The sequence below is a fragment of the Janthinobacterium sp. GW823-FHT06H09 genome (assembly GCF_058794735.1).
In genome coordinates this window covers 1-25,856 of record NZ_JBXAHC010000006.1, presented here as the reverse complement: position 1 = coordinate 25,856, position 25,856 = coordinate 1, and the positions used below count along the sequence as shown (strand labels likewise).

At 63.7% G+C, this 25,856-nt stretch carries 26 protein-coding genes and 4 tRNA genes; 11 read left to right on the top strand and 19 right to left on the bottom strand.

Going from position 1 to position 25,856, the window contains the following annotated elements; translation table 11 throughout:
* Positions 1–77: 77 nt before the first annotated feature.
* Together AC1Q6X_RS11250 and AC1Q6X_RS11245 are read left to right on the top strand one after the other, a co-directional pair.
* Positions 78–434, top strand: coding sequence for a hypothetical protein (locus AC1Q6X_RS11250; protein WP_121669925.1), 357 nt, complete (start codon positions 78–80; stop codon positions 432–434).
* A gap of 45 nt (positions 435–479) precedes the next feature.
* Positions 480–758 (top strand): hypothetical protein, encoded by a 279-nt coding sequence (locus tag AC1Q6X_RS11245; protein ID WP_492496986.1) that lies wholly within the window; start codon positions 480–482, stop codon positions 756–758.
* 55 nt (positions 759–813) lie between these two features.
* Here AC1Q6X_RS11245 and AC1Q6X_RS11240 read toward each other — a convergent pair whose 3' ends face one another.
* The 6 genes from AC1Q6X_RS11240 to AC1Q6X_RS11215 all read right to left on the bottom strand — a co-directional run bounded on the left by AC1Q6X_RS11240 (position 814) and on the right by AC1Q6X_RS11215 (position 8,847).
* A complete protein-coding gene (locus tag AC1Q6X_RS11240) occupies positions 814–1,371 on the bottom strand; it encodes a fasciclin domain-containing protein (RefSeq protein ID WP_492496984.1) in 558 nt (185 codons plus the stop codon).
* Positions 1,372–1,601: 230 nt separating this feature from the next.
* Positions 1,602–3,047 carry an efflux transporter outer membrane subunit gene (locus AC1Q6X_RS11235; RefSeq protein WP_070219510.1) on the bottom strand — a complete coding sequence of 482 codons (1,446 nt, stop codon included), beginning with the start codon at positions 3,045–3,047 and terminating at the stop codon, positions 1,602–1,604.
* 44 nt (positions 3,048–3,091) lie between these two features.
* Positions 3,092–6,292 (bottom strand): efflux RND transporter permease subunit, encoded by a 3,201-nt coding sequence (locus AC1Q6X_RS11230; RefSeq protein WP_070219500.1) that lies wholly within the window; start codon positions 6,290–6,292, stop codon positions 3,092–3,094.
* A 2-nt stretch (positions 6,293–6,294) separates the two neighbouring features.
* Positions 6,295–7,548 (bottom strand): efflux RND transporter periplasmic adaptor subunit, encoded by a 1,254-nt coding sequence (locus AC1Q6X_RS11225; protein ID WP_070219499.1) that lies wholly within the window; start codon positions 7,546–7,548, stop codon positions 6,295–6,297.
* A gap of 271 nt (positions 7,549–7,819) precedes the next feature.
* Complete coding sequence (locus AC1Q6X_RS11220; protein ID WP_492496981.1) at positions 7,820–8,680, bottom strand: alpha/beta hydrolase; 861 nt, start codon at positions 8,678–8,680, stop codon at positions 7,820–7,822.
* Entirely contained in the window at positions 8,677–8,847 is a 171-nt protein-coding gene (locus AC1Q6X_RS11215; protein WP_166674734.1) for a hypothetical protein, read from the bottom strand. The genes AC1Q6X_RS11220 and AC1Q6X_RS11215 overlap by 4 nt, the downstream gene beginning before the upstream one ends.
* A gap of 190 nt (positions 8,848–9,037) precedes the next feature.
* Here AC1Q6X_RS11215 and AC1Q6X_RS11210 point away from each other — a divergent pair, with 190 nt between their 5' ends.
* From AC1Q6X_RS11210 to AC1Q6X_RS11200, 3 genes are read left to right on the top strand one after another with little or no spacing between them, the layout of a single operon-like run.
* Positions 9,038–9,997 (top strand): LysR family transcriptional regulator, encoded by a 960-nt coding sequence (locus AC1Q6X_RS11210; RefSeq protein WP_070219497.1) that lies wholly within the window; start codon positions 9,038–9,040, stop codon positions 9,995–9,997.
* Positions 9,994–10,971 (top strand): D-2-hydroxyacid dehydrogenase, encoded by a 978-nt coding sequence (locus AC1Q6X_RS11205; RefSeq protein ID WP_492496978.1) that lies wholly within the window; start codon positions 9,994–9,996, stop codon positions 10,969–10,971. The genes AC1Q6X_RS11210 and AC1Q6X_RS11205 overlap by 4 nt, the downstream gene beginning before the upstream one ends.
* On the top strand, positions 10,968–11,423 hold the full coding sequence (locus tag AC1Q6X_RS11200; protein WP_492496977.1) for a hypothetical protein: 456 nt from the start codon (positions 10,968–10,970) through the stop codon (positions 11,421–11,423). The genes AC1Q6X_RS11205 and AC1Q6X_RS11200 overlap by 4 nt, the downstream gene beginning before the upstream one ends.
* 3 nt (positions 11,424–11,426) lie before the next feature.
* On the opposite strand, the gene AC1Q6X_RS11195 is transcribed toward AC1Q6X_RS11200, so the two are convergent.
* The 7 genes from AC1Q6X_RS11195 to AC1Q6X_RS11165 form a co-directional block, all read right to left on the bottom strand.
* A complete protein-coding gene (locus tag AC1Q6X_RS11195) occupies positions 11,427–11,930 on the bottom strand; it encodes a DUF1993 family protein (RefSeq protein ID WP_492496975.1) in 504 nt (167 codons plus the stop codon).
* Positions 11,931–11,990: 60 nt separating this feature from the next.
* A complete protein-coding gene (locus tag AC1Q6X_RS11190) occupies positions 11,991–12,866 on the bottom strand; it encodes an extracellular catalytic domain type 1 short-chain-length polyhydroxyalkanoate depolymerase (RefSeq protein ID WP_492496973.1) in 876 nt (291 codons plus the stop codon).
* A 75-nt stretch (positions 12,867–12,941) separates the two neighbouring features.
* Complete coding sequence (locus AC1Q6X_RS11185; RefSeq protein WP_492496972.1) at positions 12,942–14,165, bottom strand: sensor histidine kinase; 1,224 nt, start codon at positions 14,163–14,165, stop codon at positions 12,942–12,944.
* Positions 14,158–14,871 (bottom strand): response regulator transcription factor, encoded by a 714-nt coding sequence (locus tag AC1Q6X_RS11180; RefSeq protein ID WP_230504640.1) that lies wholly within the window; start codon positions 14,869–14,871, stop codon positions 14,158–14,160. The genes AC1Q6X_RS11185 and AC1Q6X_RS11180 overlap by 8 nt, the downstream gene beginning before the upstream one ends.
* A complete protein-coding gene (locus AC1Q6X_RS11175) occupies positions 14,868–15,407 on the bottom strand; it encodes a GNAT family N-acetyltransferase (protein WP_492496969.1) in 540 nt (179 codons plus the stop codon). The genes AC1Q6X_RS11180 and AC1Q6X_RS11175 overlap by 4 nt, the downstream gene beginning before the upstream one ends.
* A gap of 18 nt (positions 15,408–15,425) precedes the next feature.
* Positions 15,426–15,773: an SMI1/KNR4 family protein gene (locus tag AC1Q6X_RS11170; protein ID WP_175444700.1), complete on the bottom strand. Its 348-nt coding sequence runs from the start codon at positions 15,771–15,773 to the stop codon at positions 15,426–15,428.
* Positions 15,770–16,333 carry a GNAT family N-acetyltransferase gene (locus AC1Q6X_RS11165; protein ID WP_070313431.1) on the bottom strand — a complete coding sequence of 188 codons (564 nt, stop codon included), beginning with the start codon at positions 16,331–16,333 and terminating at the stop codon, positions 15,770–15,772. Before AC1Q6X_RS11165 ends, AC1Q6X_RS11170 begins: the two co-directional genes overlap by 4 nt.
* 179 nt (positions 16,334–16,512) lie before the next feature.
* On the opposite strand from AC1Q6X_RS11165, the gene AC1Q6X_RS11160 reads away from it, so the two are divergent.
* The 4 genes from AC1Q6X_RS11160 (at position 16,513) to AC1Q6X_RS11145 (ending at position 19,472) form a co-directional block, all read left to right on the top strand.
* Positions 16,513–17,280, top strand: coding sequence for a CPBP family intramembrane glutamic endopeptidase (locus AC1Q6X_RS11160; protein ID WP_230504636.1), 768 nt, complete (start codon positions 16,513–16,515; stop codon positions 17,278–17,280).
* Between the two features lie 9 nt (positions 17,281–17,289).
* Positions 17,290–17,949 carry a hypothetical protein gene (locus AC1Q6X_RS11155; protein ID WP_492415927.1) on the top strand — a complete coding sequence of 220 codons (660 nt, stop codon included), beginning with the start codon at positions 17,290–17,292 and terminating at the stop codon, positions 17,947–17,949.
* A gap of 10 nt (positions 17,950–17,959) precedes the next feature.
* Positions 17,960–18,757: a DUF6624 domain-containing protein gene (locus AC1Q6X_RS11150; protein ID WP_492496966.1), complete on the top strand. Its 798-nt coding sequence runs from the start codon at positions 17,960–17,962 to the stop codon at positions 18,755–18,757.
* 208 nt (positions 18,758–18,965) lie between these two features.
* Positions 18,966–19,472 (top strand): P-loop nucleotide/nucleoside kinase family protein, encoded by a 507-nt coding sequence (locus AC1Q6X_RS11145; protein WP_492496964.1) that lies wholly within the window; start codon positions 18,966–18,968, stop codon positions 19,470–19,472.
* On the opposite strand, the gene AC1Q6X_RS11140 is transcribed toward AC1Q6X_RS11145, so the two are convergent.
* Together AC1Q6X_RS11140 and AC1Q6X_RS11135 are read right to left on the bottom strand one after the other, a co-directional pair.
* Positions 19,469–20,614, bottom strand: a complete 1,146-nt coding sequence (locus tag AC1Q6X_RS11140) for an alpha-hydroxy acid oxidase (RefSeq protein ID WP_070289276.1) — start codon at positions 20,612–20,614, stop codon at positions 19,469–19,471. The two genes, AC1Q6X_RS11145 and AC1Q6X_RS11140, sit on opposite strands and share 4 nt — an antisense overlap.
* A gap of 92 nt (positions 20,615–20,706) precedes the next feature.
* Complete coding sequence (locus tag AC1Q6X_RS11135) at positions 20,707–21,666, bottom strand: phytanoyl-CoA dioxygenase family protein (RefSeq protein WP_492496962.1); 960 nt, start codon at positions 21,664–21,666, stop codon at positions 20,707–20,709.
* Positions 21,667–21,781: 115 nt separating this feature from the next.
* Between AC1Q6X_RS11135 and AC1Q6X_RS11130 the strand changes: the two genes are divergently transcribed.
* Positions 21,782–22,654 carry a helix-turn-helix domain-containing protein gene (locus AC1Q6X_RS11130; RefSeq protein WP_492496960.1) on the top strand — a complete coding sequence of 291 codons (873 nt, stop codon included), beginning with the start codon at positions 21,782–21,784 and terminating at the stop codon, positions 22,652–22,654.
* 55 nt (positions 22,655–22,709) lie between these two features.
* Here AC1Q6X_RS11130 and AC1Q6X_RS11125 read toward each other — a convergent pair.
* Positions 22,710–22,786, bottom strand: a tRNA-Arg gene (locus AC1Q6X_RS11125).
* Between the two features lie 277 nt (positions 22,787–23,063).
* On the opposite strand from AC1Q6X_RS11125, the gene AC1Q6X_RS11120 reads away from it, so the two are divergent.
* Entirely contained in the window at positions 23,064–25,193 is a 2,130-nt protein-coding gene (locus AC1Q6X_RS11120; RefSeq protein ID WP_492496958.1) for a hypothetical protein, read from the top strand.
* Between the two features lie 118 nt (positions 25,194–25,311).
* On the opposite strand, the gene AC1Q6X_RS11115 is transcribed toward AC1Q6X_RS11120, so the two are convergent.
* The 3 genes from AC1Q6X_RS11115 to AC1Q6X_RS11105 all read right to left on the bottom strand — a co-directional run bounded on the left by AC1Q6X_RS11115 (position 25,312) and on the right by AC1Q6X_RS11105 (position 25,698).
* Positions 25,312–25,388: transfer RNA gene (locus AC1Q6X_RS11115), tRNA-Arg, on the bottom strand.
* 78 nt (positions 25,389–25,466) lie between these two features.
* Positions 25,467–25,543 (bottom strand) — tRNA-Arg (locus tag AC1Q6X_RS11110).
* Between the two features lie 78 nt (positions 25,544–25,621).
* A tRNA-Arg gene (locus AC1Q6X_RS11105) sits at positions 25,622–25,698 on the bottom strand.
* Positions 25,699–25,856 lie beyond the last annotated feature (158 nt).

Sequence of the window (25,856 nt, the reverse complement as noted above, 5' to 3'; positions counted from 1 at the left end):
CGTTTTATGCTCAGTGACACGGGAATCATCCCGGCACCAACAGACTTACCAGACAAACCACCACTGAGGACTGCACCATGAAAAAACGCATTTTCAACCTGAGCGCTACCCTGATCGCCGGCCTGTTCGCAACCGCTGCCTTTGCCCAGACGCCTGCAGCTCCTGCAGCCACCCCGGCAGCCTCGGTTCCCGCCAAAGTGGAAGCGGCCCACACCAAGGCCGTCGTAAAAGCCGATGCCAAGGAAGCGCAAACGGTCGTCAAAGCGGACGCGAAAGAAGCGAAAGCCGTCGTCGCCGCCAAGACGGACGTCGCCAGCGCCAAAGCGGAAGCGGCTACCACCAAGGCCAAAGCCCACCACAAAGCCAAGAAAACCAAGGCCAAGGCTGACGAAAAGCTGGCATCGGCCACCGCTGAAGCGGCTCCAGCGAAGTAATTTCTTCCCACTGCATTCACCCGAAAAAACACCAAGGATCTCATCATGAAAAAAGTTATCGCCACCCTGATCGCCAGCCTGTTCGCCACCGCCGCTTTCGCCCAGACGCCAGCCGTCGCGCCAGTCGCTCCAGTGGCACCGATTCCTGTCGTCGCCCCTGTCGTCAAGGCCGAAGCACCGGCAGCAGCCGTCAAGCCAGCGACGCACAAGAAAGCCAAGCATCACAAGGCGAAGAAAGCGGCACCAGCAACGCCGGCAACGCCAGCAACTCCGGCCGCACCAGCAGCTTCCGCACCAGCAGCAGCGCCAGCGCCAGCCAAGTAATCACGGCCGCAGCAAGCAAAAAGACAGGGTTTTCCCTGTCTTTTTTTTCGTCCGCTTATTGTGGCATCAGCACCGTGTCGATGACATTGATCACGCCATTCGACTGGTACACGTCATAGGTGCTGATGTTGGCGCTGTTGCCGCCTTCATCCATCACCACGATGTTGTGCATGCCGTTCATGGCGAACATCAGCTTGCCCCCGCTGGCCGTGGGCAAGGTGGCTTTACCGTCATGCATCTTGATTTCCTTCGCCAGCGCCTTGAAGTCGTATTTGCCGGGCACCACGTGGTAGGTGAGGATTTTCGTCAGGGTCGCCTTGTTTTCCGGCTTGACCAGGGTGTCGACGGTGCCGGCCGGCAGCTTGCCGAAGGCCGCATTCGTCGGCGCGAACACGGTGAACGGTCCCTTGCCTTTCAGGGTGTCGACCAGGCCGGCCGCCTTGACGGCGGCGACCAGGGTCGTGTGGTCGGCCGAATTGACGGCGTTGTCGACGATATCCCTGGACGGATACATGCTCTGGCCACCGACCATGGTCGTCATATCGGCGGCAAAGGGGGCGCTGGCGGCCAGCATGGACGTAATGAACAGTGCTGCGGGAACGATGGTGCGCATGATGATATCTCCTGAATGACTGCGTTTGCGTGATTGCAGGAGTATTTACGCGGCCTGTCCGCAAACGGATTCAACTGATTTTGCTGGTCTTGTCTGGATTGAGGGCGCAGGTGTTGTCGGCTTACGCGCTGCGCGCTAAGTCGACCTACGCTGCGTCAACGTCCGCGCATATAAAAAAACGGCGCCGTGCAATGCACGACGCCGTTCTTGGCTGGCTTATCGCCGGGATACTAGTTGGCCGCGACCTGCGGCTCCGTCTCACCCCAGCCGCCGCCCAGGGCGCGGATCAGCGCCACCGTGGTGACGGCGCGGTTGCCGCGCAGCTGCACGGCATTGCGCTCGATGGCCGCCAGGTTGCGCTGCGCATCGAGCAGATCGAGGTAGCTGGAACGGCCCGCGTCGTACAGCTTTTGCGCCAGGTCGGCCGAGCGGCGCGCCGAGACGACGGCTTCGTCGATCTGCTGCGTCTGGCCCGACAGGATGCGCAGGCCAGCCAGGTTGTCTTCCACCTCGGCGAAGGCCACCAGCACGCTCTGGCGATACGTCGCCACCGATTCTTCCAGCTGCGCTTCGCTGCGGCTCACGGCCGCCTTGTTGCGGCCACCGTCGATGATCGGCATCGACATCAGGGCGCCCAGCAGCCAGGAGCGGCTGCTCCACTTGAAGATGTCCGAGAAGGTATCGGACGCGCCGCCTCCGGAAGCGTTCAGGCTCAAGGCGGGGAACATGGCCGACTTGGCCACGCCGATGCGCGCATTCGACGCTTCCATGGTGCGCTGCGCCGACGCGATGTCGGGACGGCGTTCCAGCAAGGACGATGGCATGCCGGCCGGGATCACGGGCAGGAAGCCGCTATCCTGCAGCGGGTTGACGCCCGCCGTGAAGCTGGCGGCAGGTTTGCCCAGCAGGACGGCCAGCGCATGCTCGCTGGTGGCGCGCTGGCGCTGCAGGCCGATGGCTTCGGCGCGCACGGTCGACAGCTCCGTGCGGGCACGGGACAAGTCGAATTCGCCGATGTCGCCCAGGTCGTAGCGGCGCTGGTTCACATGCACGCTTTCCTCGCGCAGGCGCACCGTCTGTTCCAGGGTCGCCAGTTCGGCGTCCGTGGCGCGCAGCTGGAAGTAGGTTTGCGCCACGTCGGCCTGCAGCGACAGCAGCACCGAGCGGTAAGTCGCTTCCACGGCCAGCGCATCGCTGCGCGAGGCGCTGACGTTCGATGCCACCCTGCCGAACAGATCGACTTCGTAGCTGGCCGTCAGGTTGGCCTGGTAGACGTTGGTCGCCGCCACCGGCGCGCCGTTCGGCAAGCCGAGCGACACGGCGGAAGCGCGGTTGCGCTGGCCGCCCACGTTCACGCCCACTTGCGGAATGCGGTCCGCTTCGGCGATGCCGGCAATCGCCCTCGCCTGCTTGACGCGGGCGGCGGCGACCGCCAGGTTGGCGTTCGCCTGCGTGGCCTCGTTGATCAGGCCAGTCAAAGCCGGATCATTGAACGCCAGCCACCACTCGCCGCGCGCCTGGCGCTCGGCCGGCACGCCCTGCTTCCAGCGCGTGCCGTCGGCTGCCGTCTGCACGGCAGGCAAGGTTTGTGCTTCCTTGAACGCCGCCGGCGTCTCGATCTGCGGCTGCTTGAACTCGGGCGCCGCGCAGGCGGCCAGCAGGACTGCGGCGGCCATGGCGCTCAAGACGGGCGCCGCGCGCCGGATGATTGCATTGGTTTTCAATATATATCTCCTTCCAGGTCCAGCGCTGGCGCGGCGACAGGCTTGGCGGCAGCGGCGGCTGGTTTTTTCTCAAAACGCTGCGCCAGGGTGCGCAGCAGTACGTAGAACACGGGCGTCAGGAACAGGCCGAAGAAGGTCACGCCCAGCATGCCGGCGAATACCGCCACGCCCATCGCATGGCGCATTTCCGAACCGGCGCCGTGCGAGAACACCAGGGGCACCACGCCCATGATGAAGGCGATCGACGTCATCAGGATCGGACGCAGACGCAGACGGCACGCTTCCAGCGCCGCTTGCACGACGGTGCGGCCATGCTCTTCCAGTTCGCGGGCAAATTCCACGATCAGGATGGCATTTTTTGATGCCAGCCCCACCAGCACGAACAGCGCGATCTGGGTGAACACATTATTGTCGCCACCAGTCAATTTGACGCCCAACAGCGCGCACAGGATCGACATCGGCACAATCAGGATCACGGCCAGCGGCAGGGTCCAGCTTTCATACTGGGCAGCGAGCACCAGGAACACCAGCAGCACGCACAGCGGGAAGACATAGATCATCGTATTGCCCGACAAGATGTCCTGGTAGGTCAGCTCCGTCCACTCATACGAAATCCCTTGCGGCAGCACTTCCTTGGCGATGCGTTCCAGCGCGACTTGCGCCTGGCCGCTCGATACGCCAGGGGCTGCGCCGCCGTTGAAATCGGCTGCGGCATACGCGTTGTAGCGCTGCACGCGGTCAGGACCGTAACTATCCTTGACGCGCATCAGCGACGACAGCGGGATCATTTCGCCCTTGTCATTGCGTACCTTCAGCTGCGCGATATCCTGCGCATGCGAACGGAATGCCGCATCGGCCTGCACGCGCACCTGGTAGGTGCGGCCAAACTGGTTGAAGTCATTCACGTACAGCGAACCGAGGTTGATCTGCAAGGTCTGGTAAATCGTTTGCAGCTGCACGCCCATCTGCTTGGCTTTCACGCGGTCGACGTCGGCGAACAGCTGCGGCACGTTGATCTGGTAACCCGAGAACACGCCCGCCAGTTCCGGCGTCTGGTACGCTTTCGCGGCCAGTGCCTGGGTGGCGTTGTACAGCGCGTCGTAACCGAGGTTGCCGCGGTCTTCGATCATCATCTTGAAGCCGCCGATGGTACCGAGGCCGTTGACGGGCGGTGGCGGGAAGACCATGATGAAGGCGTCCTGGATACCGCCCAGGCGCTTGTTGATCTCGGCCGCGATGGCGCCGCCGGACAGCTCCTTGGTCGTACGCTCGTCGAACGGCTTCAGGGTGGCGAAGACGATGCCGGCGTTTGGCGCGTTGGTAAAGTCGTTGATCGACAGGCCGGGGAAGGCGATGGTCGATTCGACGCCCGGCACCGACTTGATGACGTCGGACATGCGGCGCACGACATCTTCCGTGCGGTCCAGCGAAGCGGCGTCAGGCAATTGCGCAAAGCCCACCAGGTATTGCTTGTCCTGCGCCGGCACGAAGCCGGCCGGCACGGACTTGAAGGTGAAGATGGCGGCAACGACCAGCAGCGCATACACGCCCAGCGAGGCGCTCTTGCGGCCCAATACACCCTTCACGCCCGCTTCATAGCGGTGCGAGGCGCGGCCGAAGAAGCGGTTGAACCAGGCGAAGAAGCGGCCGAAGACCATGTCCATGCCGCGCGTCAGCGCGTCTTTCGGCGCATCGTGCGGTTTCAGCAGCGCGGCCGACAGGGCTGGTGCCAGGGTCAGCGAGCTGAAAGCGGAGATCACGGTCGAAATGGCGATCGTCAGCGCGAACTGGCGGTAAAACTCGCCCGACAGGCCGGGCACGAAGGCGATCGGCACGAACACGGCGCACAGCACCAGGGCGATGGCGACGATGGGACCGCTCACCTCTTTCATGGCCTGGATGGTGGCGTCGCGCGGCGACAAGCCTTCCTCGATGTTGCGCTCGACGTTTTCCACCACGACGATGGCGTCATCGACGACGATACCGATGGCCAGCACGAGGCCGAACAGCGACAGGGTGTTGATCGAGAAGCCAAAGCCCAGCATCACGGCAAAGGTACCGACGATCGACACGGGAACGGCCAGCAGCGGGATGATCGATGCGCGCCAGGTTTGCAGGAAGATGATCACCACCAGCACCACCAGGGCGATGGCTTCCAGCAGTGTGTGGATTACGGCTTCGATGGACGAACGCACGAACTGCGTGGGGTCGTACTCGATGCGGTATTCCACGCCTTGCGGGAAGTCTTTTTTCAGTTCGTCCATCTTGGCGCGCACGTCGGAAGACAATTGCAGCGCGTTGGCGTTCGGCGCTTCGAAAATACCCATGCCGACGGCAGGATTGTTGTTCAGCAGCGAACGCAGCGAGTAGCTGTTTGCGCCCATTTCCACGCGCGCCACGTCCTTCAGGTGCGTCACGGCGCCGTCGGCATTGGTGCGCACGATGATGGCGCCGAATTCCTCGGGCGTCTGCAGGCGGCCCTGCGTGTTGACGGTCAGCTGGAAGTCCGAGTTCTTCGCTGGCGAGGCGCCGATCACGCCGGCGGCCACCTGCACGTTCTGCTCGCGGATCGCGTCGACGACGTCATTGGCCGTCATGCCGCGCGCCGCTACCTTTTGCGGGTCGAGCCAGATGCGCATCGCATAGTCGCCGGCGCCGAAGATCTGGATGTCGCCCATGCCGGGCAAACGGGCCAGTTGATCCTTGACGTTCAGCACCGCGTAGTTACGCAGGTACATATCGTCATAGCGCTTGTTGGGCGACACCAGATGCACCACCATGGTCAGGTTGGGCGAGGACTTGACGGTCGTCACGCCGATCTGGCGCACTTCCTCGGGCAGGCGCGGCAAGGCGCGCTGCACGCGGTTCTGCACCTGCGTCTCGGCCTGCTCGACGTTGGTGCCGATCTTGAAGGTCACGGTCAGCATCATCGCGCCGTCGGACGTGTTTTGCGAGGACATGTAGAGCATGTTCTCGACGCCGTTGATCTGCTCTTCGAGCGGCGCGGCCACGGTTTCGGCGATCACTTTCGGATTGGCGCCCGGGTATTGCGCGCGCACCACCACCGATGGCGGCACGACGTCGGGATATTCGGAGATGGGCAGGCCGAATATCGACAGCAGCCCGGCCACGAATATGACGATCGACAGCACCGCCGCGAAAATCGGCTTGTCGATGAAAAAGCGGGAAAAATTCATGTTTATTCCTTGGAAGTCGATGCTGCTTTCGCGGCGATCTTGGCGTCTTTTACTTCAGGTTTTGCGGGAGCGACGGGCGCGGTCGGGTCGAAATCCATCGCCACCATCTGCGGCGTCACGGGCGCGCCGGGGCGCACGCGCTGCAGGCCGTTGACGACGATTTTTTCGCCCGCCTTCAAGCCTTCGCGCACCACGCGCAAGCCGTCCGAGTTCGGGCCCAGCTTGACGGCACGGTATTCGGCCTTGTTGTCGGCGCCCACCACGTAGACATATTTACGGCTTTGATCCGTGCCGACGGCGCGGTCGGAGATCAGCAGTGCCGTGCTTTGCGCGTGCGGGCCGTTGCCGCCATCGAGCTGGATGCGCGCGAACAGGCCCGGTACCAGCTGGCGCTCGGCGTTGGCGAAGGTGGCGCGCATGCGCACGCTGCCCGTGGCCGGGTCGAGCTGGTTGTCGACGAATTCCAGCTTGCCTTCGTGCGGGAAGCCCGTTTCATTGGCCAGGCCCACCTTGACGGTGACGGGCGTGCCCTTTTGCGCCGTGCCGGCCACGCGCAGGTAGGTATCTTCATCGCCGTCGAAGCTGGCGTAGATGCGGTCCGTCGACACCACCGACGTCAAAATGGCGGAAGCGTCGATCAGGTTGCCGACGGTGATTTCCGCCTTGCTGACGCGGCCGCTGATCGGCGCCTGCACCTGCGTGTACGACAGGTTCAGCCTGGCCGCTTCATACGCGGCTTGCGCCGAGCGGACATTCGCGTCCAGCTCTTTCAGGCCCGAGGCCTTTTCGTCGAATTCGCGCTGGGCGATGGCTTTTTCGGCCAGCAGCTTTTCAGCGCGCGACAGTTCCAGCTTGGCCAGTTCCGCCTTGGCGCGGGCCGAGGCGGCCGTGCCTTCGGCGCGCGATACTTCAGCCTGGAAAGGGCGCGGATCGATGACGAACAGCACATCGCCCTTCTTCACTTCGCTGCCCGGCTTGAAGTTGACGGCCGTGATGAAACCGCCGACGCGCGAGCGGATTTCCACGCGCTCGATCGCTTCCAGGCGGCCCGAGAATTCCTGCGTTTCCGTGATCTGTTTTTCAACGACGGCGGCGGCCGAGATGGGCGGGCCGCCGGCCGCTGGCGCGTCGGGCACCTTGCTATTGGCCGAATCGCAGCCGGCCAGGCTCACGGCCACCAGTCCCGCCAGCGCGAGCGAGGCAGCGAGAGGCTTGATGAGTGTACCTAAGGTGGAAAATTGTTGAACGTTTTTCATTTTATTTCCCTGTTTTATGAAAATTTCTAATGGTATGGGCGGCAGGAAGCAACCCAGCTGAAAAAGTGAATGGTGGTGCCATGGCGCCCGACGGCGCTCGATCAAAGGTAAACAGGCCGCCTGCTGCTTGAAAGCGGACGGGGACGACGAAGCTGGCTGTGCGAACGCACAACGCAGACAGGAAGGGAACTACACTGCGTAGTGTAGCAACCAAAACTCAAAAAGTAAACTGATTAGTGTAAGTTTTTTTGCAGTGCCGCAGATGGCGGCTTTATGACTCGGGCTCCTGCCCCAGTCCGGCGACGAAACTGCTAATTTCGCTCAATACCTGCACCTTGCAGGCGCATTCATTACGGGCGGTCGTGTCTTGCAGCGGCGCGGCGGCCATGCGCCGCACGGTGGTCTTGATGCCGCAGGCGATCAATTTACTGCCGTATTGTTCAGCCTCGTCGCGCAATGGGTCATCTTCGCTGGACAAGATCAAGGCTGGCGGCAGGTTCTTCAGGCGGCTCGACTGCAATGGCGACGCGTACGGGTGGGTGCGGTCAGCGGCATTCGGCAGGTAGCCGCGATAGGCGGCGGCGCATTGATCGGCCACTTCGGCCAGGTCCGGACAGGTCGGCAAGTGGCGCATCGAACAGGTCGACAGGCCGGGGTCGAGCATGGGCATGATCAGCACCTGGCCCGCAAGGGGCGGGCCGCCCCGGTCGCGCGACATCATGGCGCACACGGCAGCCAGGTTGGCACCCGCTTCGATGCCCGACACCACCATCTGCTTGCCCGTCCAGCCCAGCTTGGACTTGTTCTTTTTCGCCCACAGCAGCACGGCATGCGCGTCTTCCACGGCGGCGGGGAATGGCCGCACCTTCGCCAGCGTATAGTTCGCGGCCAGCACCACGTGGTCGGGATTGCTCAGCACGAGGCAGCGCAGGAAGTCGTCCGCGTCGTCCAGGTCGCCGGCCACAAAGCCGCCGCCATGGAAGAAGACCATCAGGTTCGGCTGCTTGGCGCCCGGCACGCCGGCCGTGTAGACGCGCGCGCCGAGCGCATCCTGCGCGCCCTGCACCTGGATGTCGCGTATCTTCAGCGCCTGGCCAGGTGCCAGTTCGGCCGTGGTGTCGGCAATACTCATTGCGCCACCACCGGCTGCACCGCCACATCGCGTACCGCGTCGTTCAGGCACAACAGGGCGACGCCGCCCACTTCATGGGTCAGGGCGCTATAAGCGCTGGCTTCGCTTTGCGCCGCCAGCGAGTAGGCATCCGTCGATACCATCGCGGCCAGAGCAAGCGAGCTCATAGCGAGAGCGAGCACTGCAAAGATTCCATTCCGATGACCCATGATGTTTCTCCTGTTGTACTTCCTGCGGCATCACATTTATGCTGCAGTACAACAACTATAGACTTGATCTACAATCTGATAAAGAGTGCAATGCCGAATTGATTGTTCAGGATTCTGAATAATCACGCAGAAAGTGATAGGAAATCAAGTGAACAAGCTGCAAGCCATGGAAGTTTTCATCCAAGTCGTCGATGCGGGCGGTTTTACGCGCGCGGCGGAAAACATGCAGTTGCCCAAAGCCACCGTGTCGACCCTGATCCAGTCGCTGGAAGCGAGCCTGTCGGTCAAGTTGCTCAACCGCACCACGCGCCATGTCAGCATCACCTCCGACGGCGCCGCCTATTACGAACGCTGCGTGCGCATCCTGTCGGACGTGCGCGAAGCCGAGGAATCGCTGTCGCGCACGCGCTTGAGCCCCAGCGGACGGCTGCGCGTGGATGCGCCCACGGCCCTGGCCAGCGAACTGATCATCCCCGCCCTGCCCGACTTCTTCGCCCGCTACCCCGATATATCGCTGGAACTCGGCTGCAGCGACCGCCCCGTCGACCTGATCGAGGAAGGCGTCGACTGCGCCGTGCGCGGCGGCGAACTGGGCGATTTGAACCTGATCGCGCGCCGGGTCGGCGTACTGCATTTCATCACCTGCGCTGCGCCCGGCTACCTGGCGCGCTATGGCACGCCGCTGCACCCGAACGACCTGGCGCAGCACCGGGGCGTGAATTTTTTCTCCGCCAAGACGGGCAAGACCTTTGAATGGGATTTCACGCGCGCGGGCGAACGCATCCAGATGTCCATGCCCAGCCATATCGCCCTGAACGACTCGAACGCCTACGCGGCGGCCGGCTTGGCGGGCCTGGGCATCGTGCAAATGACGCATTTCATGCTTGCGCCCCTGATGGAACAGGGCAAAATGGTGGAATTGCTGGGCGATTGGGAATCCGACCCGTTGCCCATCCACGTGATCTATCCGCCCAACCGCCACCTGTCCGCCAAGGTGCGCGTGTTTGTCGAATGGGTCGCCGACATGTTTACCAACCACCCGGCCACGCAACTGAAGGGCAAGAGCACCCTGCCCGCGCGTGCCGCCCTGACCGAGGCCCAGCCATGACCGCAGCAAGCACACCGCCGCACCCGCACCGCATCGTCTTTCTCGACCGCGACAGCCTGATCGCCACCGTGCGCCCGCCCGCCTTCGCCCACGGCTGGGAAGAATATCCGCATACCAAGGGCAGCGAGCAGACGGTAGCCCGCCTGCAAGGCGCCACCATCGCCATCACGAACAAGGTGCCGCTGCGCGCGGCCGAACTGGCGCAACTGCCCGACCTGAAGATGATCGCCGTGGCCGCCACGGGCACGGACATCCTCGACCTGGCCGCCTGCCGCGAACGGGGCATCGTCGTCGCGAATATCCGCGACTATGCGCGCGCCACCGTGCCCGAGCACACGCTGGCCCTGATGCTGGCCCTGCGCCGCCAGCTCATCGCCTACCGCGCCGATGTGGAAGCGGGCCTGTGGCAGGCGTCGGACCGCTTCTGCCTGTTCGGCCACCCGATCCGCGACCTGGCCGGCAGCCGCCTGGGTTTGCTCGGCTACGGCGCGCTGGGCAAGTCCGTGGCCCAGCTGGGACGCGCCTTCGGCATGCAGGTGATCGTCCACAACCGTTCCCCGATCCAGGAAGACGGCGTAAAGGAAGTGAGCTTCGACGAACTGCTGGCCACCTCCGACGTGCTCAGTCTGCACCTGCCCTTGACGGACAAGACGCGCAACATCATCGGAGAGCAAGAGCTGGCGCGCATGCAGCCCACGTCGCTGCTGATCAACACGGCGCGGGGCGGCCTCGTCGATGAAGCGGCGCTGGCCGACGCATTGACCCGTGGCGTGATCGCCGGCGCCGGCTTCGACGTGCTGTCGAAGGAACCGCCGCCGCCCGACAATCCGCTGTTGAACTTGCGCCTGCCCAACTTCATCCTCACGCCCCACACGGCCTGGGCCAGCGGCGAGGCCATGCAAAAACTGGCCGACATATTGATCGGCAATATCGAAGCGTTCGAACGCGGTGCGCCCGTGAACGTGGTGGCATGAGCGTCTTGCACGAACTCGATGAACTGCTGGGGCTGGACGGCGACGAATACGACCGCCTCGACCTGTTCCAGGAGGCGGACGAACTGATCGGGCAGCTGCGGACCGCCGACGTGCCCGCGCTGCTGGCCCTGTGGCCGCAGCGCGAGCCACGCTGGCAGCAGCGTTTCACGCAAGCGAGCGCTTCCATCGACGGCGCCGTGCTGCGCGCGCTGCTGGCCGGTTTGCTGCAGATCAAAGATAGGCCGCACGGCGTGTTCGAACTGATGTCGCGCTTGCCGCCCGTGGCCGACCATTCCCCGCTCAGCGAGGCCCTGCTTGCTTACGCCGAGCGAGCCTGGCATGCGGACCAGGGGCGGCACCGGCAAATCCAGATCAGTTGCTGGAGCTGCGGGCTGTCGGGCCGGCTGCTGAAGCGGCTGGGGCTGTCTGCCTGGAAGGAGGCTGGGCTGTAGGTCCTACGGCGCGGCGGGACGCTCAAATGAAAACCCCGGCGCATACGCGTGATAGCCGTCGAAATCGCCCTTGCCGATGGGCGCGCCGCCGCTGCGCGCAATCGCATATGCCATGCTGAAGTGAAAGTAGAAATTCGGCAGGATGTACAGATTCAAGTACTCGCCGGCCGGCAGCGCGATGTCGGCAAAGCCGGCGCGGTCGCGGCAGATGCGGTCAAGCGGCCCCTCGAAGCGCTCCGCGGGAATGTCCTGGAGATAACGCATGGTCTGTGCGATCTGTTCCTGGAGGCTGGCGGCATCGCTGAAATCGGCCACCTCCAGCCCCGCCAGCGGGCAGCAGCCGCGCAGCGAAAAGCTCACGGCCGCGCGCACTTGCTGGGCAAACGGCAGCATGTCCGGGTGCAACCGCGCGGCCAGGATCTGCGGCTGGGCGTCGAGCTTGTCCAGCATGGCCGACAACTGACCCAGCGAGCGGCAAAAGATGGCGACGGGGTGGCTGTTCATCATTTCCTTGTGCAAGATTCAAGATGACAAGAGTGTGCCACAGGCACCCGCGTCCCCGCAGCGTTATCGCCGGTGCTTGCTGAAAAATTCCCACATCACCTCATTCGCATCGACGGCGCGCGTGGTCTTGCCGATGGGCAGGCCAACATTGAAAGCGTCGGCACCGGGCCACGTGTGGCCACCGTCCTTGACGGCAAGCAAGGCCACCTTGGCGCCGCCCGCACCCTGCTCCAGCCAACTCACTTGCGTGGCGTCGCCCGCAGGCCCGGGAATCAGGCGCGGCTGCGGCGTGGCGCCGTCGATGCCGTTGTGTTTGCGCCAGTAATCGTACGTGCCTTCGGCCGACAGGTAGCTGGCGGCCTTGCCCTCAAACAGCACGACCTTGTCGGCCATGCCCTGTATCAGCAGCATGCCCACCTTGTCCTTCTGCTTGTGATGCTGCAGCACGGGTTCCGGCATGGGAGCGCCCACCGAGGCAACGGCGGCGAAATGCTGAGGCAGTTCCGCCGCCAGGCGCAGGGCAAAGAAACCGCCGCGCGACAGGCCCGTCGCATACACGCGCTTGTCATCGATGCGGTAATCCTGCTTGAGTTTACTCAATATCGCCTGCGTAAAACCGACGTCATCGCTGCCCGCCAGGTAATCCATGCCGAAGCCCACGTTCCAGTCTTGCTTGATACCTTGCGGATACACAACGATGAACTGGTGCCGCTCGGCCGCCTTGTTCATCTGCGTGTACAGCATCTGTTCCGCCATGCTCATGCCGCCGCCATGGAAATTGAAGACGACGGGAAAGGTCTGTTGGGGCTGGCTTTGATAAGCCTCCGGCGTATAGACGATGTAGCGGCGCTTTTCCTCATTGTGGACGAGGCTGCTCACTTGCGCCAGAACCGGGATGCTGGTGCACGCCAGCACCAGCAGGCTGATAAGAAGTTTCATGCAGTTTTCTCCATTCATCAAGAGCTTGCAGCTTACGCAGGCGCCGGTGAAATCGCGGTGAAATCTCCCTGCTTTTTATCGTATCTGGAGGGGAATGATGTCGACGCGATAGTGCGCCTCGCCCGGATGGAAACGGATATCCCAGCGCATGGCCTGCGCCATGCGCCCAAGCAAGCCTTGTCCGTGCGCAAAGCCCTGGATGCGCCGCGGCTGCCCCGCCGGCACGGTATTGCTGATGCTCAAGCAACCTTGCGCATACGCGATGCGGATGCGGCAAGCGGGGCCGCCATGGAACAGGGCATTCGCCAGGCAGTTATTGATGAGCAACATCGTCAGCTGAGGATTGCCGACGACCTCCAGGCGCTCGGGCAAGTCCAGCGTCAGCAGGCTGGCGTCCCACGGATGTTCGTCGAGCAGGCGCAGCAGGCATTGCTCGATGCAGGCGCGCAGCTCCATCACGTCGCCGGGCAGTTGCTCGGCCCGCGCCAGCGCGAACAGCACCTCGATGGTGGCGCGCATCTCATCGACGCCCTGGCGCAGCTGCGCCTGCCCATCTGCCGTCAAAGGCTGCGCGCCGGCCAGCGCCAGGCTGTTGTGCATCAAGGTCAGCGGCGTGCGCAGTTCGTGGCTGACGTCGCGGGCGAATGCCTGTTCGCGCCGCAACACCGTTTGCAGTTCGGCAAACGCGGTTTCCAGACGGCGCGCCAGGAAACCGATCTCGTCGGGGCGATCGCGCTCGCTGAAATGGACGGCGCCGCCGGGCGCCAGCTGGCGCGCTTCCTGCGCCAATCTCTGCAAGGGCAGCACGAGGCGCCGCGCCAGCCAGTATGCCAGCAGCAAGGCCAGGGCGATCAGCGCCAGCGCCACGCCAGCGACGACACCGCCCACCTCCCGCACCAGGCGCTGCACCACCAGCACGGGCGCCACGTCGGCCAGCAGATACGCGCGCTGCGGCTGGCCGGCGGCAGCGAGGTCCAGCGCCAGCACGTGATAATGCTGGCCCGTCGTGGTAAACACTTCGCCGCGCGGGGCAGATGCTGGCACTTTCGCGCGCACCGCTTGAGGCAAATCAAGGTAGCGGCCATAGACCGTGATGAGGTCGCGGCCAGACGGCGTAAGCTCACCGTGCTGGCGCAAGCGCTGGCTGACCACCGCCGCTTCGCGCTCGAGCAGGCGCTGCACCAGCATGTCTTCCGTCACGTAGGCGATCACCAGCGCCAGGCCCGTGTAGCACAGGCATAGCAGGACGGTGAAGCCGGCCAGGGCCGCAAACAGGCGCTGCCGGATTGACCTAACCATCGCTGGCCGCCGCCTCGAAGGCCAGGCGGTAGCCCAGTTGCGGGATGGTCACGAGCACGCCCGCCGCACCAGCCCCGCCGACCAGTTCCAGCTGCTTGCGCAGCGCATAGATATGCGATTTGAGGGCGTCGCTGTCCGGCGGCTGGCTGCCCCACAGGGCTTGCAGCAAGGCCGAGCGCGACACGGCGTGCGGATGTTCTCGGCACAGCAGCAGCAAAATTTTAAAACCCGTCTGCGTCAGCGGCAGCGTTGCGTCACGGTACAGGGCGCGTCCTGCGCGCGTCTGCAAGGTGAATGGGCCCACGCGCATTTCCTGGTGCACGTGCAGCTGCTGCCGGCGCGCCAGCGCCTCGCAGCGCAAGGCCACCTCGCGCAAGTCGAAGGGCTTGGTCAGATAGTCGTCGGCGCCGTCGCGAAAGCCGCGTGCCTTGTCTTCATAAGAGTCGCGTGCCGTCAGCATCAGAATCGGCACATTGCGGGGCGCACTGGCCTTGATGGCGCGGCACACCTGCAAGCCATCGATATCGGGCAGGTTCAGGTCCAGCAGCACCACGTCATAGGGGTTGCGCGTGGCCAGCGCGACACCGAGCGCGCCCGTGCCCGCATGATCGGTCTGCCAGCCCAGACCGTCGAGGAAATCCAATACCTGGCGCGCGATGGCCAGGTGGTCTTCCACCAGCAGGATGTTCAAGGGCGCTTTGCTCATGGAATACCGGCAAGGCGCGCATACAGCCAGAAGTTGCCCGATCTTCCGCGGATTTGCCGGTAGCTGCGCAGATAGCCTTCCCGCTCGAAAGCGCAGCGTTCGAGCACGCGCAGCGAACGCTCGTTGCTTTCCAGCACGGTGGCCTGGATACGCAGCAAGCCCAGGCGCTGAAAGCCCCAGTCCACGACGGCATTCACGATGGACGTGGCCACGCCCTGCCCCCACACGGCGGGCGCCAGGTCGTAGGCGATTTCGGCCGTGCGGTGCTGCGGAGAAATCGCATTGAAGCCGATGGTGCCCACCAGTTGGCCGCCGTCGCGCAGCACGACGGCCAGGCGCATGGGCGAAGCCGGCTGGGCCGATGCATAGTCATCGAAATTGGCTTGCAAATCGTCGATGCCGCGCACGTCCCAGCTCGTGTGTTCGACGACGACAGGGTCGGCCAGGTAGGCATACCAGGCGGGCGCGTCGCTGCGTTCCAGCGGGCGCAAGGTCACGAGGGGATGGGTGGAACGGGGCAAGTCGGCCGGCTTCATCGTTGGCTCCTGGAATAGTCAATCGACGGGGCAGTCGGCGGCCAGCCAGGCGGCGAAATCATCGGCGGCCCGCTCGAAATCGTCGCGCTGCATCGAGCCATGGTCCACCAGGTACACGGCGCGGTCAACGCCATCGAGCGCCAGCATGACGGCGCGCCCGCCGCTGTCGTCGCCGATGGTCATGTAGCCGGGGCAAAATTGCTGCGTCTCATACGTTTCATTGCGTTCCCGTAAGCTGTCCACGCCGTACAGCAATACCTGTTCGCCGCGCATGCTCTCTTGCCCATCCTGCAAAAAACGCAGGTAATGCGCCGGCAAGGGGGCACCCAGCCAGCGTTCAAGCGCGTCGATCGCTTGCCCGCTCACGCGGCATCCTTGCGCCGCGCTTCCCATTCGCGCCGCAGCAAGCCGTACAGTGCCGAATCGCTGACGTGGCCGCCAACGATCCAGCGTTCGGGCAAAAAGCCTTCCCTGTTGAAACCCTGGCGCTCGAGGGCGCTGGCCGAGCCGGCGTTGAGCGGGTCGATATCGGCTTCCAGGCGGTTCAGGTCGCGCTCGACGAAGGCGTACTCGATCAGCGCCGACAGCGCTTCATGCATATAGCCACGGCCCCAGTGCGGACGCGCCAGCGCATAGCCGATCTCGGCGCGGCGGTTCTGTCGGTGCACGGAAAACAGCGTGCAGCTGCCCACATACTCGCCCGTCTGCTGCAGTTCGATGGCGAAGCGGAAGAACTCTTCGTTCTCGAAGGCGGCGCTGTCCTCGGCGATCTGGCGCGCGGCGCGGCCGGCATCGTCCCAGGGCGGCTCGCTGAAATAGCGCATCACTTCAGGGTCGGCATGCATGGCGAACAGGGCCGCCTCATCGGATGGCTGCGGCTTGCGCAGGATCAGGCGTTCGGTGGTGATGGTCTTGCTGTAAGTCATGGCGCTCCAGTCTGGCGGCAAACGGACGAATGCTTATTATTCCATGCAACTATAACGAAGTGGCAATTTTGTGACGGTGCTTTTAATGTAATATGGCAATATTTCGACCATATCATTGATGCAACTTCATGATCCGCTCATGCACGCAGTAAAACACGCAGCCAACACCGAAGCCGACCATGTCCATCCCTAAAATCCACCTCACCATGCCGCTTGCCCTGGGCGCACTGTCCGTCTGGCTGGGCTTGAGCATGGGCGGCCGCTGGCTGGAATCGGCCGGCTACGCCTTGCCGGGCGCCGCCGTCACCGGCCGTATCGGCCTGTCGTGGGCGCTGGCCGCCGTGTTCGCACTGGCGCTGCTGCTGGCATCCAGCCGGCCCCGCGAAGCGGGCCTGTGCGCGCCGCAGCCGTGGAAAACGGTGTGGCTCGCCTCGCCGCCCCTGCTGTATGCGCTGCTGATGCTGTTGCTGGCCTGGGCCGGCGGCTGGCCGCAACCGCGCGTGCTGCTGATCGTCGCCTGCAATGCGGCGCTGGTGGCCGTCTCGGAAGAGCTGATGTTCCGCGCCATCTTGCTGCAAGGAATGCTGGACCGCTACGCCGTCTGGCCCGCCGTCCTGATGTCCTCGGCGCTGTTCGGCCTGGCCCATACGGCCAACGGCCTGGCCACGGGCGACGTCAGCGGCGCCCTGTGGCAAGCCGTCGCGGCCACCCTGCAAGGCGTCGGCTATGCGGCCATCCGCCTGCGCACCCGCTCCATCTGGCCCATGGTGCTCGTACATGGACTGTGGGACTACGCACTCGTGACGGCCACCTTGCCGCACCCGGCCGAAGACGGCGCATCGATCCTGCCGTATATCGCCCTGCTGGCCGTGCTGCCCCTGTGCCTGTACGGCGTCTACCTGCTGCGCCCCAGCCAGCGGGCCGCCATATCTCAACTGCAACGATAAGGACTGTGCATGGCGTTTTTTTCACGTGATTACGAGGTATTCCTGCTGCTGGCCGCGCCCGATGCCATACCGCTATGGGATGCGGCGCAATGGACGCCGTTTGCCGCCAGCCTCGACGGCCTGATGGCGCAGGCGCGGGGCAAGGCCGGCGTGCGCAGCCATCAGTACAATCCCAAGGGCAAGCCGATTCCCTTTGGCCGCCTGGGCTGGGACGCCAAATCGCACGCGAAGTGGACGCACACGCCGGCCACGACGCAAGCGCGCTTCATGAGCCTGGAAGCATGGGCGCCCACCTGGACCGTCTGCGAAAAGGACGACCAGGCGCCCGATGTGTTCCTGGCCCTGGCCAATGAATCGCTGCTGGGACTGGCAGGCAAGCCCTTGCAGTTCACCCAGCGCCTGGTGTGCGCCATCGCCACGGACATGGGCCCGGAAGCGGCCGCCACCTTGCGGCAAGCGCTGGCACAACTGGCCGCGCAGCAAGGTGCCGTCGTCTTCGCCCATACGCACCGTCAGTGGGGACGCGCCTCGCCGTATGGCGGTTTCACGGGTGCCATCCAGGACATGCTGATCGGCGGCCTGTTCCAGGCAGACGACCCGCATGCGCGGCTGCTCGATGACACCGCGTTCCAAGATGTATGGAGCAAACTCGACATCCACCATGCATGAACGGACTCCCATGCCACGCCTGAGCTTTGCCATCCTGCTGTGCTGGAGCGTCCATGCGGGCGCCTTCGAACTGAGCGGCACCATCCGCAGCAACGGCCCGCCGCTGCCGCAAGCCATCAGCATCGTTGCCGAGCGCATGCACGGCGAGCCGCAGATACATGGCACGGTCGAAAATGGCCGCTACCGCATTGATGTACCGGAAGGCGGCACACTGGCACTGCTTTTGCAATCGCCCGGCTGGGAAGCGGAACCCAAGCTCATCTTCAGCGTGGCCACGGCGGGCGCGCTGGACTTCCTGCTGTATCCGGCCGCGGTGCCCGAGGCGGCGCTGGCAGCCGAATTGCGGACCATGGAACAGGAAGACCAGGCCCTGCGCGCGGGATTCCCGCCAACGGGGCCGGACCTGGCCACGCGCCAGCGCATGCTGGCCACGGATGAAGCACGCGAGCAACGCTTGCGGCACATCATCGCCAGCAAGGGCTGGCCCACGCAAACGATGGTCGGCTACAAGGCGGCGGGCAGCGCCTGGCTGATCGCCCAGCATGGCTCCAGTGCCTTCCTCAAAAGCAGCCTGGTGCTGATGCGCGCAGCAGCGGCAAGGGGAGAGATCACGCCCTCGAAGCTGGCACTGGCGATCGACCGCGACTTGAGCAATGACAAGCTGCCGCAGCTGTACGGCAGCCAGTTCCGCACGGATAGCACCGGCAAGACGGTGCCCTTCCCCATCGACGATCCGCAGCGCCTGGAGCAGCGCCGCGCCAGCATGGGCATGGAACCGTATGCGCAGTACCGGCAATTATTCGAGTAAAGACCAAGCATTGACAACGCCATCCATCGCATGGCATCGTTGCGCCATGCCATCGCCATTCCCGCCCCTGCCATCGATTATTGCCGCCATTTCACAAATGGTGGCTGGACAGGAATGACATTGACCAAGCCGCCTGCAAGGCGGCTTTGATCGGCAACAAATAATCAAGACGTCTCGCAGGCTTTGTTTTCACTTTCAGCGAGCGACCATGCACACCACTTCCAGCACCCCCGTTATCCCCACCTTGCACCTCGTGTGCGGCAAGATTGCCTCGGGCAAATCCACCTTGACCAGCCAGCTTGCGCAAGCGCCGCATACCGTGCGCATCAGCGAAGACACCCTGCTGGCGCAGCTGTATCCGGGCCAGATCGCCAGCCTGGCCGACTATGTGGCCTGCGCGGCGCGGCTGCGCGCGGCCATCGCGCCTCTTGCCCTGCAGATGCTGCGGGCGGGCGTGTCCGTCGTGCTCGATTTCCCCGCGAATACGCCCGCCAGCCGCGCCTGGATGCGCGAGCTGCTCCAGCAGGCGGGCGTGCCGCACGTGCTGCACTACCTCGACGTGAAGGATGAGGAATGCAAGGCGCGCTTGCACCGGCGCAATGACAGCGGACTGCACCCGTTCTCCACCAGCGACGCGCAATTTGATGAAATCACGCGCCACTTCACGCCGCCCGACGCCTCGGAAGGCTTTGATATCGTGCGGATTGCCGCTTAAAACGTCCCCGGCAGCAGGATTTTTTTATCCACCTGCTGCAAATCGCGCAAGCCGCAAAACGCCATCGTCAGATCGAGTTCATTGCGGATGATATCCAGGCATTTGGTCACGCCCGGGCCGCCCATGGCGCCCAGGCCGTATAAAAACGGGCGGCCGATGTAGACGCCTTTCGCGCCCAAGGCCACGGCCTTGATCACGTCCTGGCCCGAGCGGATGCCGCCGTCCATGTGCACTTCGATCTGGCTGCCGACGGCGTCGACGATGGCGGGCAAGGCTTCGATCGACGATTGTGCGCCATCGAGCTGGCGCCCGCCATGGTTCGAGACGATCAGCGCGTCGGCGCCGCTGTTGACGGCCAGGCGCGCGTCTTCGGGGTCCATGATGCCCTTGATGATCAGTTTTCCGCCCCAGCGCTGCTTGATCCATTCCACGTCGGCCCACGACAGGCTCAGGTCGAACTGCTGCTGCGTCCAGGCCGACAGCGACGACATGTCGGACACGGACGTGGCGTGGCCGACGATGTTGCCGAAGCCGCGGCGTTTCGTGCCCAGCATGCCCGCCACCCAGCGCGGCTTGGTGGCCATGTTGAGGATATTCGGTATGGTCAGTTTCGGCGGCGCCGACAGGCCGTTGCGCAAGTCCTTGTGACGCTGGCCCAGCACCTGCAAGTCCAGCGTCAGCACGAGCGCGCCGCACTTGGCCGCCTTGGCGCGGTCGATCAGGCGGTTGATGAATTCGCGGTCTTTCATCACGTACAACTGGAACCAGAACGGTTTGCTCGTGTTCGCCGCCACGTCCTCGATCGAGCAAATGCTCATCGTCGACAGGGTGAACGGCACGCCGAAGCGCTCGGCCGCCTGGGCCGCGAGGATTTCGCCATCCGCATGCTGCATGCCCGTCAAACCCGTGGGCGACAGGGCCACCGGCATCGAGACGGCCTGCCCCACCATGGTCGAGGCCAGGCTGCGGTTTTCCAGGTTGACCGCCACGCGCTGGCGGAATTTGATCTTGGCAAAATCGCTGTTGTTGGCGCGGTACGTCGATTCCGTCCAGGAGCCGGAATCGGCGTAGTCGTAAAACATGCGTGGCACCCGTTTCTGGGCCAGCACGCGCAAGTCTTCGATGCAGGTGATGATACTCATGCGTTTCCTCGGTCGATGGCTAGTCGGACCATGATCGTGCATTTACCGGTAATTGTCTATCCGGCAGGCAAGCCTGCCGGATGGCGCTTCGCTTACCAGTCGCGCGCGCCGAGGATCTTCTCGCCCAGCGCAGTCAGGCGCGCCTGCGGGTAGCGCAGCTTTTCCTTGTCCTCGGGGTCGCCGGGAAACGCGTAGCCCTGCGGCGCGCTGCGTTCGCACCAGCTTTGCACCCTCCAGTCGCGCAAGGCCTGGTTGTCTTGCTGGGCGGGCGTAAAGGAAATGTATTGCGCCAGCCGCACCTGGTCCGTCGACGTGTTCGGGCGGATGCCATGCGCCAGCAGGCTGTTGAAGATCAGCAGTTCTCCCTTCTTCATGGCGATGAATTCCATCGGGTACGGCACCGTCGCCAGGTCCGGCTGCCACGGGTTGCGATCCGCCGGCACGGTCTTGCGCCATGCGAGCAAGTTGTTGAACAGCTCCGGATAGCACTGGAAACCGCCGCTCTCGGGCGAGGTGTCGGACAGGGCCAGCACGCCCTGCACGTTGACGGGCAGCGGGTCGAGCGTGGTGTCGGCATCCCAGTGGATGAAACCGCCAAACTTGCGCTTGCCATGGTTGGGCGTGTTCAGGTTGGCGCGGTCGATCGTCACCCACAAATCCTGACGATCCCAGATGTCGACAAAGGCGTCGTACACGCGCTGGGTCTGGCGGTTATCCCACAGGGTCTGGTTGTGATAGGCCTCGACCATGCCGGAGCCGTTGAGCTCTTTCATCGCGTGGTCGCGCAATTGCTCCCGGTTCCAGGTGGCGGGGTCATGCTGGTCGAGTCCCTGGAATTCCCACAGGAAATCTGTCGTGCGCCGCACCTGTTCGGGCGCCACCGCATCCTTGACGATGACATAACCATAGGTTTGCCAGTGCAGGAAATCGCTGTCGGACAGCACGCGCAGGGGCAGCTGTTTTTGTATGTCGCGCAGCTGGGTCTGTTCCGTGTAGGCCACGGACGGGTTGCCGGGACGGTCTTCGCCGTATTGATATCGATCTTCTTGCATCGCTGTCTCCTGTGTTGGTGTGAGACAGATTGTGCGATGGCATGGCAGGCTGAAATGCGCGCCAAGCGGCCAATACTGATACTATCCTGACTATTCATACGCTTCAAACGTCACAATGACGCCCTTATTCGAACAAGTCACGATACCGGCGGGCCACTCCTGGGGCTTGCTGTGGCGCGAACTCGACACCATTCCCTTCATCTGGCACTACCACCCGCAGTTCGAGCTGACCCTGACGGTCAATGCGCGGGGGCAGCGCTACATCGGCGACCACCTCGGCGACTTCGAACCGGGCGATCTGGTGCTGCTGGGGCCGAACTTGCCGCACACATGGTCGGCCAGCGAGCGCATCGACAGCAGCCAGCCGATGCTAGCCGTCGTCGTATGGTTTTCATTGGAATGGCTGGAGCGGCTGGCGGCCTGCTTTCCGGAATTGCACGGCGTGCGGCAACTGGCGGCCCGCGCCGGCCCGGCCCTGCATTTTTCGCCGCGGACGAGCGCGCGCAGCGCTGATAAACTGCTGCAACTGAACGCCCTGCCCGTGCCGCAGCGCTTGCCGCTGCTGCTCGACGTGCTGCTGGACCTGGCGGGCGATACGGGCGCGCGGCCGCTGGCCTCGACGGCGCAGGCGCCGCTGCCCGATGGGCAGCAAAAGCGCATGGCCGGCGTGTTCGATTTCATGCACGCACATTTCCGGGAAGAAATCGCGCTGGAAACCCTGGCGCAGCGGGCGGCCCTGTCGCTGGGCGCGTTTCACCGCTGTTTCAAGCGCCACGCGCATTGCACGCCGGGCGAGTACCTGGCGCGGCTGCGCATCGGCCGCGCCTGCCAACAGCTGATCGAGAGCGATCTCGCCATCGCCGTCATCGCGCAAGAGGCGGGCTACCGCAACCTCGCGCATTTCAACCGCCAGTTCCGCGCCGCCAGGCACGTCACGCCGCGCGCGTTTCGCCTGCAATACCGGCGCGGCGTCAAAGACCTATCGTAAATCCGTTCGGAAACGAAAAAGGGGATCAGATTTTACAATCTGATCCCCGATATTCTGGTGCGGCTGGCAGGAATTGAACCCACGACCCCTTGGTTCGTAGCCAAGTACTCTATCCAGCTGAGCTACAGCCGCCTAAGACAAGATTATAGCAGGGCTTTGCAGAATGGCAAAGGGCGTGGCGGCGATATTTCACAATTGACGCCCTCCCCGGTATTTCACCGGCCGCCCCGTCACTTGCATTTTTGATCACATTGATGTTCTGATTGCGGCGCAAAACCGACACGCTGATGACTGATTGGCCATTATTAATGCATTCAAGAAAAATAAATTGCAATTCATGGAAAACTTTGAGAATGTTTACTAGCAGTAATTCCAAAAAAAATACCAAGGGGATGTCATGAAAATAAACTTGCATAAATTGCCTCTGGCCGCCGCCTGCGCGGCCACCCTCCTTCTTGCCGCCTGTGGCGGCGGCAGTAGCAGCAGCCCCGCCGACCCGGTTCCGCCCGTCGTGCCGCCGCCGGCAACGACGCTCAGCGGCACTGCCGCCGTCGGCGCGCCCATCTCGGGCAGCGTGGTGGCCATCGATAGCAAGGGCAAAGTCTCCACGGCGGTCAATACCGGCACCGGCGGGGCATTTACGGTGGACGTGGCCGGCATGACGGCGCCGTTTTTCCTCAGCATCACCGGCTCGTCCGGCGGCAAGCAGGTGACGCTCAATTCCATCGCCACCGCGGCTGGACAAACCGTCAACATCACGCCGCTGACCGACCTGATCGTCTCCACGGCGTCGGGCCAGCCCGGCGGCACGGCCCTGGCCGCCGTCTGCGCCCCCGTCGCCAATACGGTATCGGCCGCCTGCACCTCGGCCCTGGCCAATGCCGCGACGCAGCAACGGCTCGATGCGGCCGTGGCCGCCGTCGTCGCCATGATCAAACCGATTAATACCGGCAATACCAATCCGCTGACGGGCGCCTTTGTTGCCAACGGCACGGGCATGGACGCCGTGCTGGACCAGATCCTCGTCGCGCCCGCGGAAGCGCAGGGCGCCATGGCCACCGTCACCCTGATTGCCACCAACAGCGCGCTGGGCAGCGTGACCCTGCCGGCCGCCGCCGGCGGCGCGCCGACGATACCGGCAGCGACGCCGCCATCGGACGCCGACCTGGCCAAGGCGACGGCTGCGGCCAGTGTCTTGCCGGAAATCCGCGCCTGCATGGCCTCGCTCAGCGCCCTGTATCCGAAGACGGGCTTCGTCGTGCCGTCGGCGGCGGCCGTGTCGCCGTTCATCGACAGCAGCTTCAACATGGGCGCGGCGGTGGGCAAGGCCGACATTGTGTCCGCCCTGATCAGCGCGGACCAGGCTGCCCATGCGGGCCTGACGATCGAGGCGCTGGGCCTGGCCAGCGTCAGCATGCAGCCCTTGAGCACCGATGAAATCGCCACGCTGACGTCCGCGAGCAGCACTTCGACGACGCGCGTCGCCGACTTCATCGGCAATCGCCTCGGTGCCGGGGCGACGGCCATCGCCTTTACTTCAGGCAAGCCCAGCAGCGCATGGGTACAGTTACGCATAGGAACAGATGCGGGCATGCTGAACTGGAAGCTGGTCAAGACGAGCGACACCAGCGGCTGCGCCGGCGGCTGGAAGCTGGCCGGCAGCGGCCACCTGGACATGCACATGAATGCGCGCATCCAGCGCAGCGTCGATACGGCGGGCACGGCCAGCTTTGCGCGCGAATGGGCTGCCCACGTCGAGCTCGACACCGTGCTGCAGGAAAATCCGGCCGTCAACAAGATCGACGTGCGGGGACCGGGCCTGACGACGTTCGGCGACTTCCAGATACCGGGCACGGCCGGCAGCAAGCTGCAGCTGATCCTGCCGGCCACCGGCTACACCCACATGCGGGTGGCCGACAGCAATGGCGCCGCCAGCACTTTCTACAATAACGCGGAAGCCATCCAGAGCTGCCAGGACCTGGCCAGCCTGCCCGCCAATACGCCGGGCCTGGGCGCGGGTACGGCTTGCATCGACGAAACGAAAGTGGCGCCTGGAAAAATCTACGTGTGGACCCTGAAAACGCCGAATGGCGCCGTCAGCGCCTTCCCGTTCCAGATCAATGCCGTGCCCCTGTCGAAAGCGTTTGCCAAGGCCAACCAGGCCAGCCTGTTCGCCACGCTCACCAGCATCACGCCGGCGAAACTGTCGTCCATCCCGGCCGCCGCCCTGCTCGATGGCGCGGTGACCTTCAACTACACGCAGTCGGCCACCTACGGATCGAAAATGGATAATTGCGGCCTGTACTTGTTCAATGGCGCCACGCCGGTGCTGAACGCGGAGCAAAATGCGGTTGGACAGGAAACCTCGTGCACCTTCACGACCTCGGGGCTCAATGCGCTGGCGTCGAACGTGGCGGACCCGGCGCAATCTGGCGCCTCGCTGTTCAAGTTCACCGGTCCCGTGACCAGCGGCGGACTGTGGGTGACCACCATCGTCCTGGGCAACCAGGCGTCGTCGGGCCAGCCTTATCCGAATTGACGGGGCCCGGCCACTGCAGCGCGCCGCGACGGGGGCGGCGCGCTGCAGGCTTGCCTTTCGCTGGACGAAAAAAAACCCGGAAAGCAAACTTTCCGGGTTTTTTTACTACTTCTTATACTGGTGCGGCTGGCAGGAATTGAACCCACGACCCCTTGGTTCGTAGCCAAGTACTCTATCCAGCTGAGCTACAGCCGCAAACTCTGACACACTTCGCCGAACGGCGCGAAGCTTGAAACCTTCATCAAAACGAAGCGAACTCCATTTTGGAAATACTGGTGCGGCTGGCAGGAATTGAACCCACGACCCCTTGGTTCGTAGCCAAGTACTCTATCCAGCTGAGCTACAGCCGCAAACTCTGACACACTTCGCCGAACGGCGCGAAGCTTGAAACCTTCATCAAAACGAAGCGAACTCCATTTTGGAAATACTGGTGCGGCTGGCAGGAATTGAACCCACGACCCCTTGGTTCGTAGCCAAGTACTCTATCCAGCTGAGCTACAGCCGCAAAACTTCTACAACATTCCACTAACAACATGGAGGTGAAACTTGTTACAACAAAACCAGGCAAAGTCTGATTTTCAGTATTCTGGTGCGGCTGGCAGGAATTGAACCCACGACCCCTTGGTTCGTAGCCAAGTACTCTATCCAGCTGAGCTACAGCCG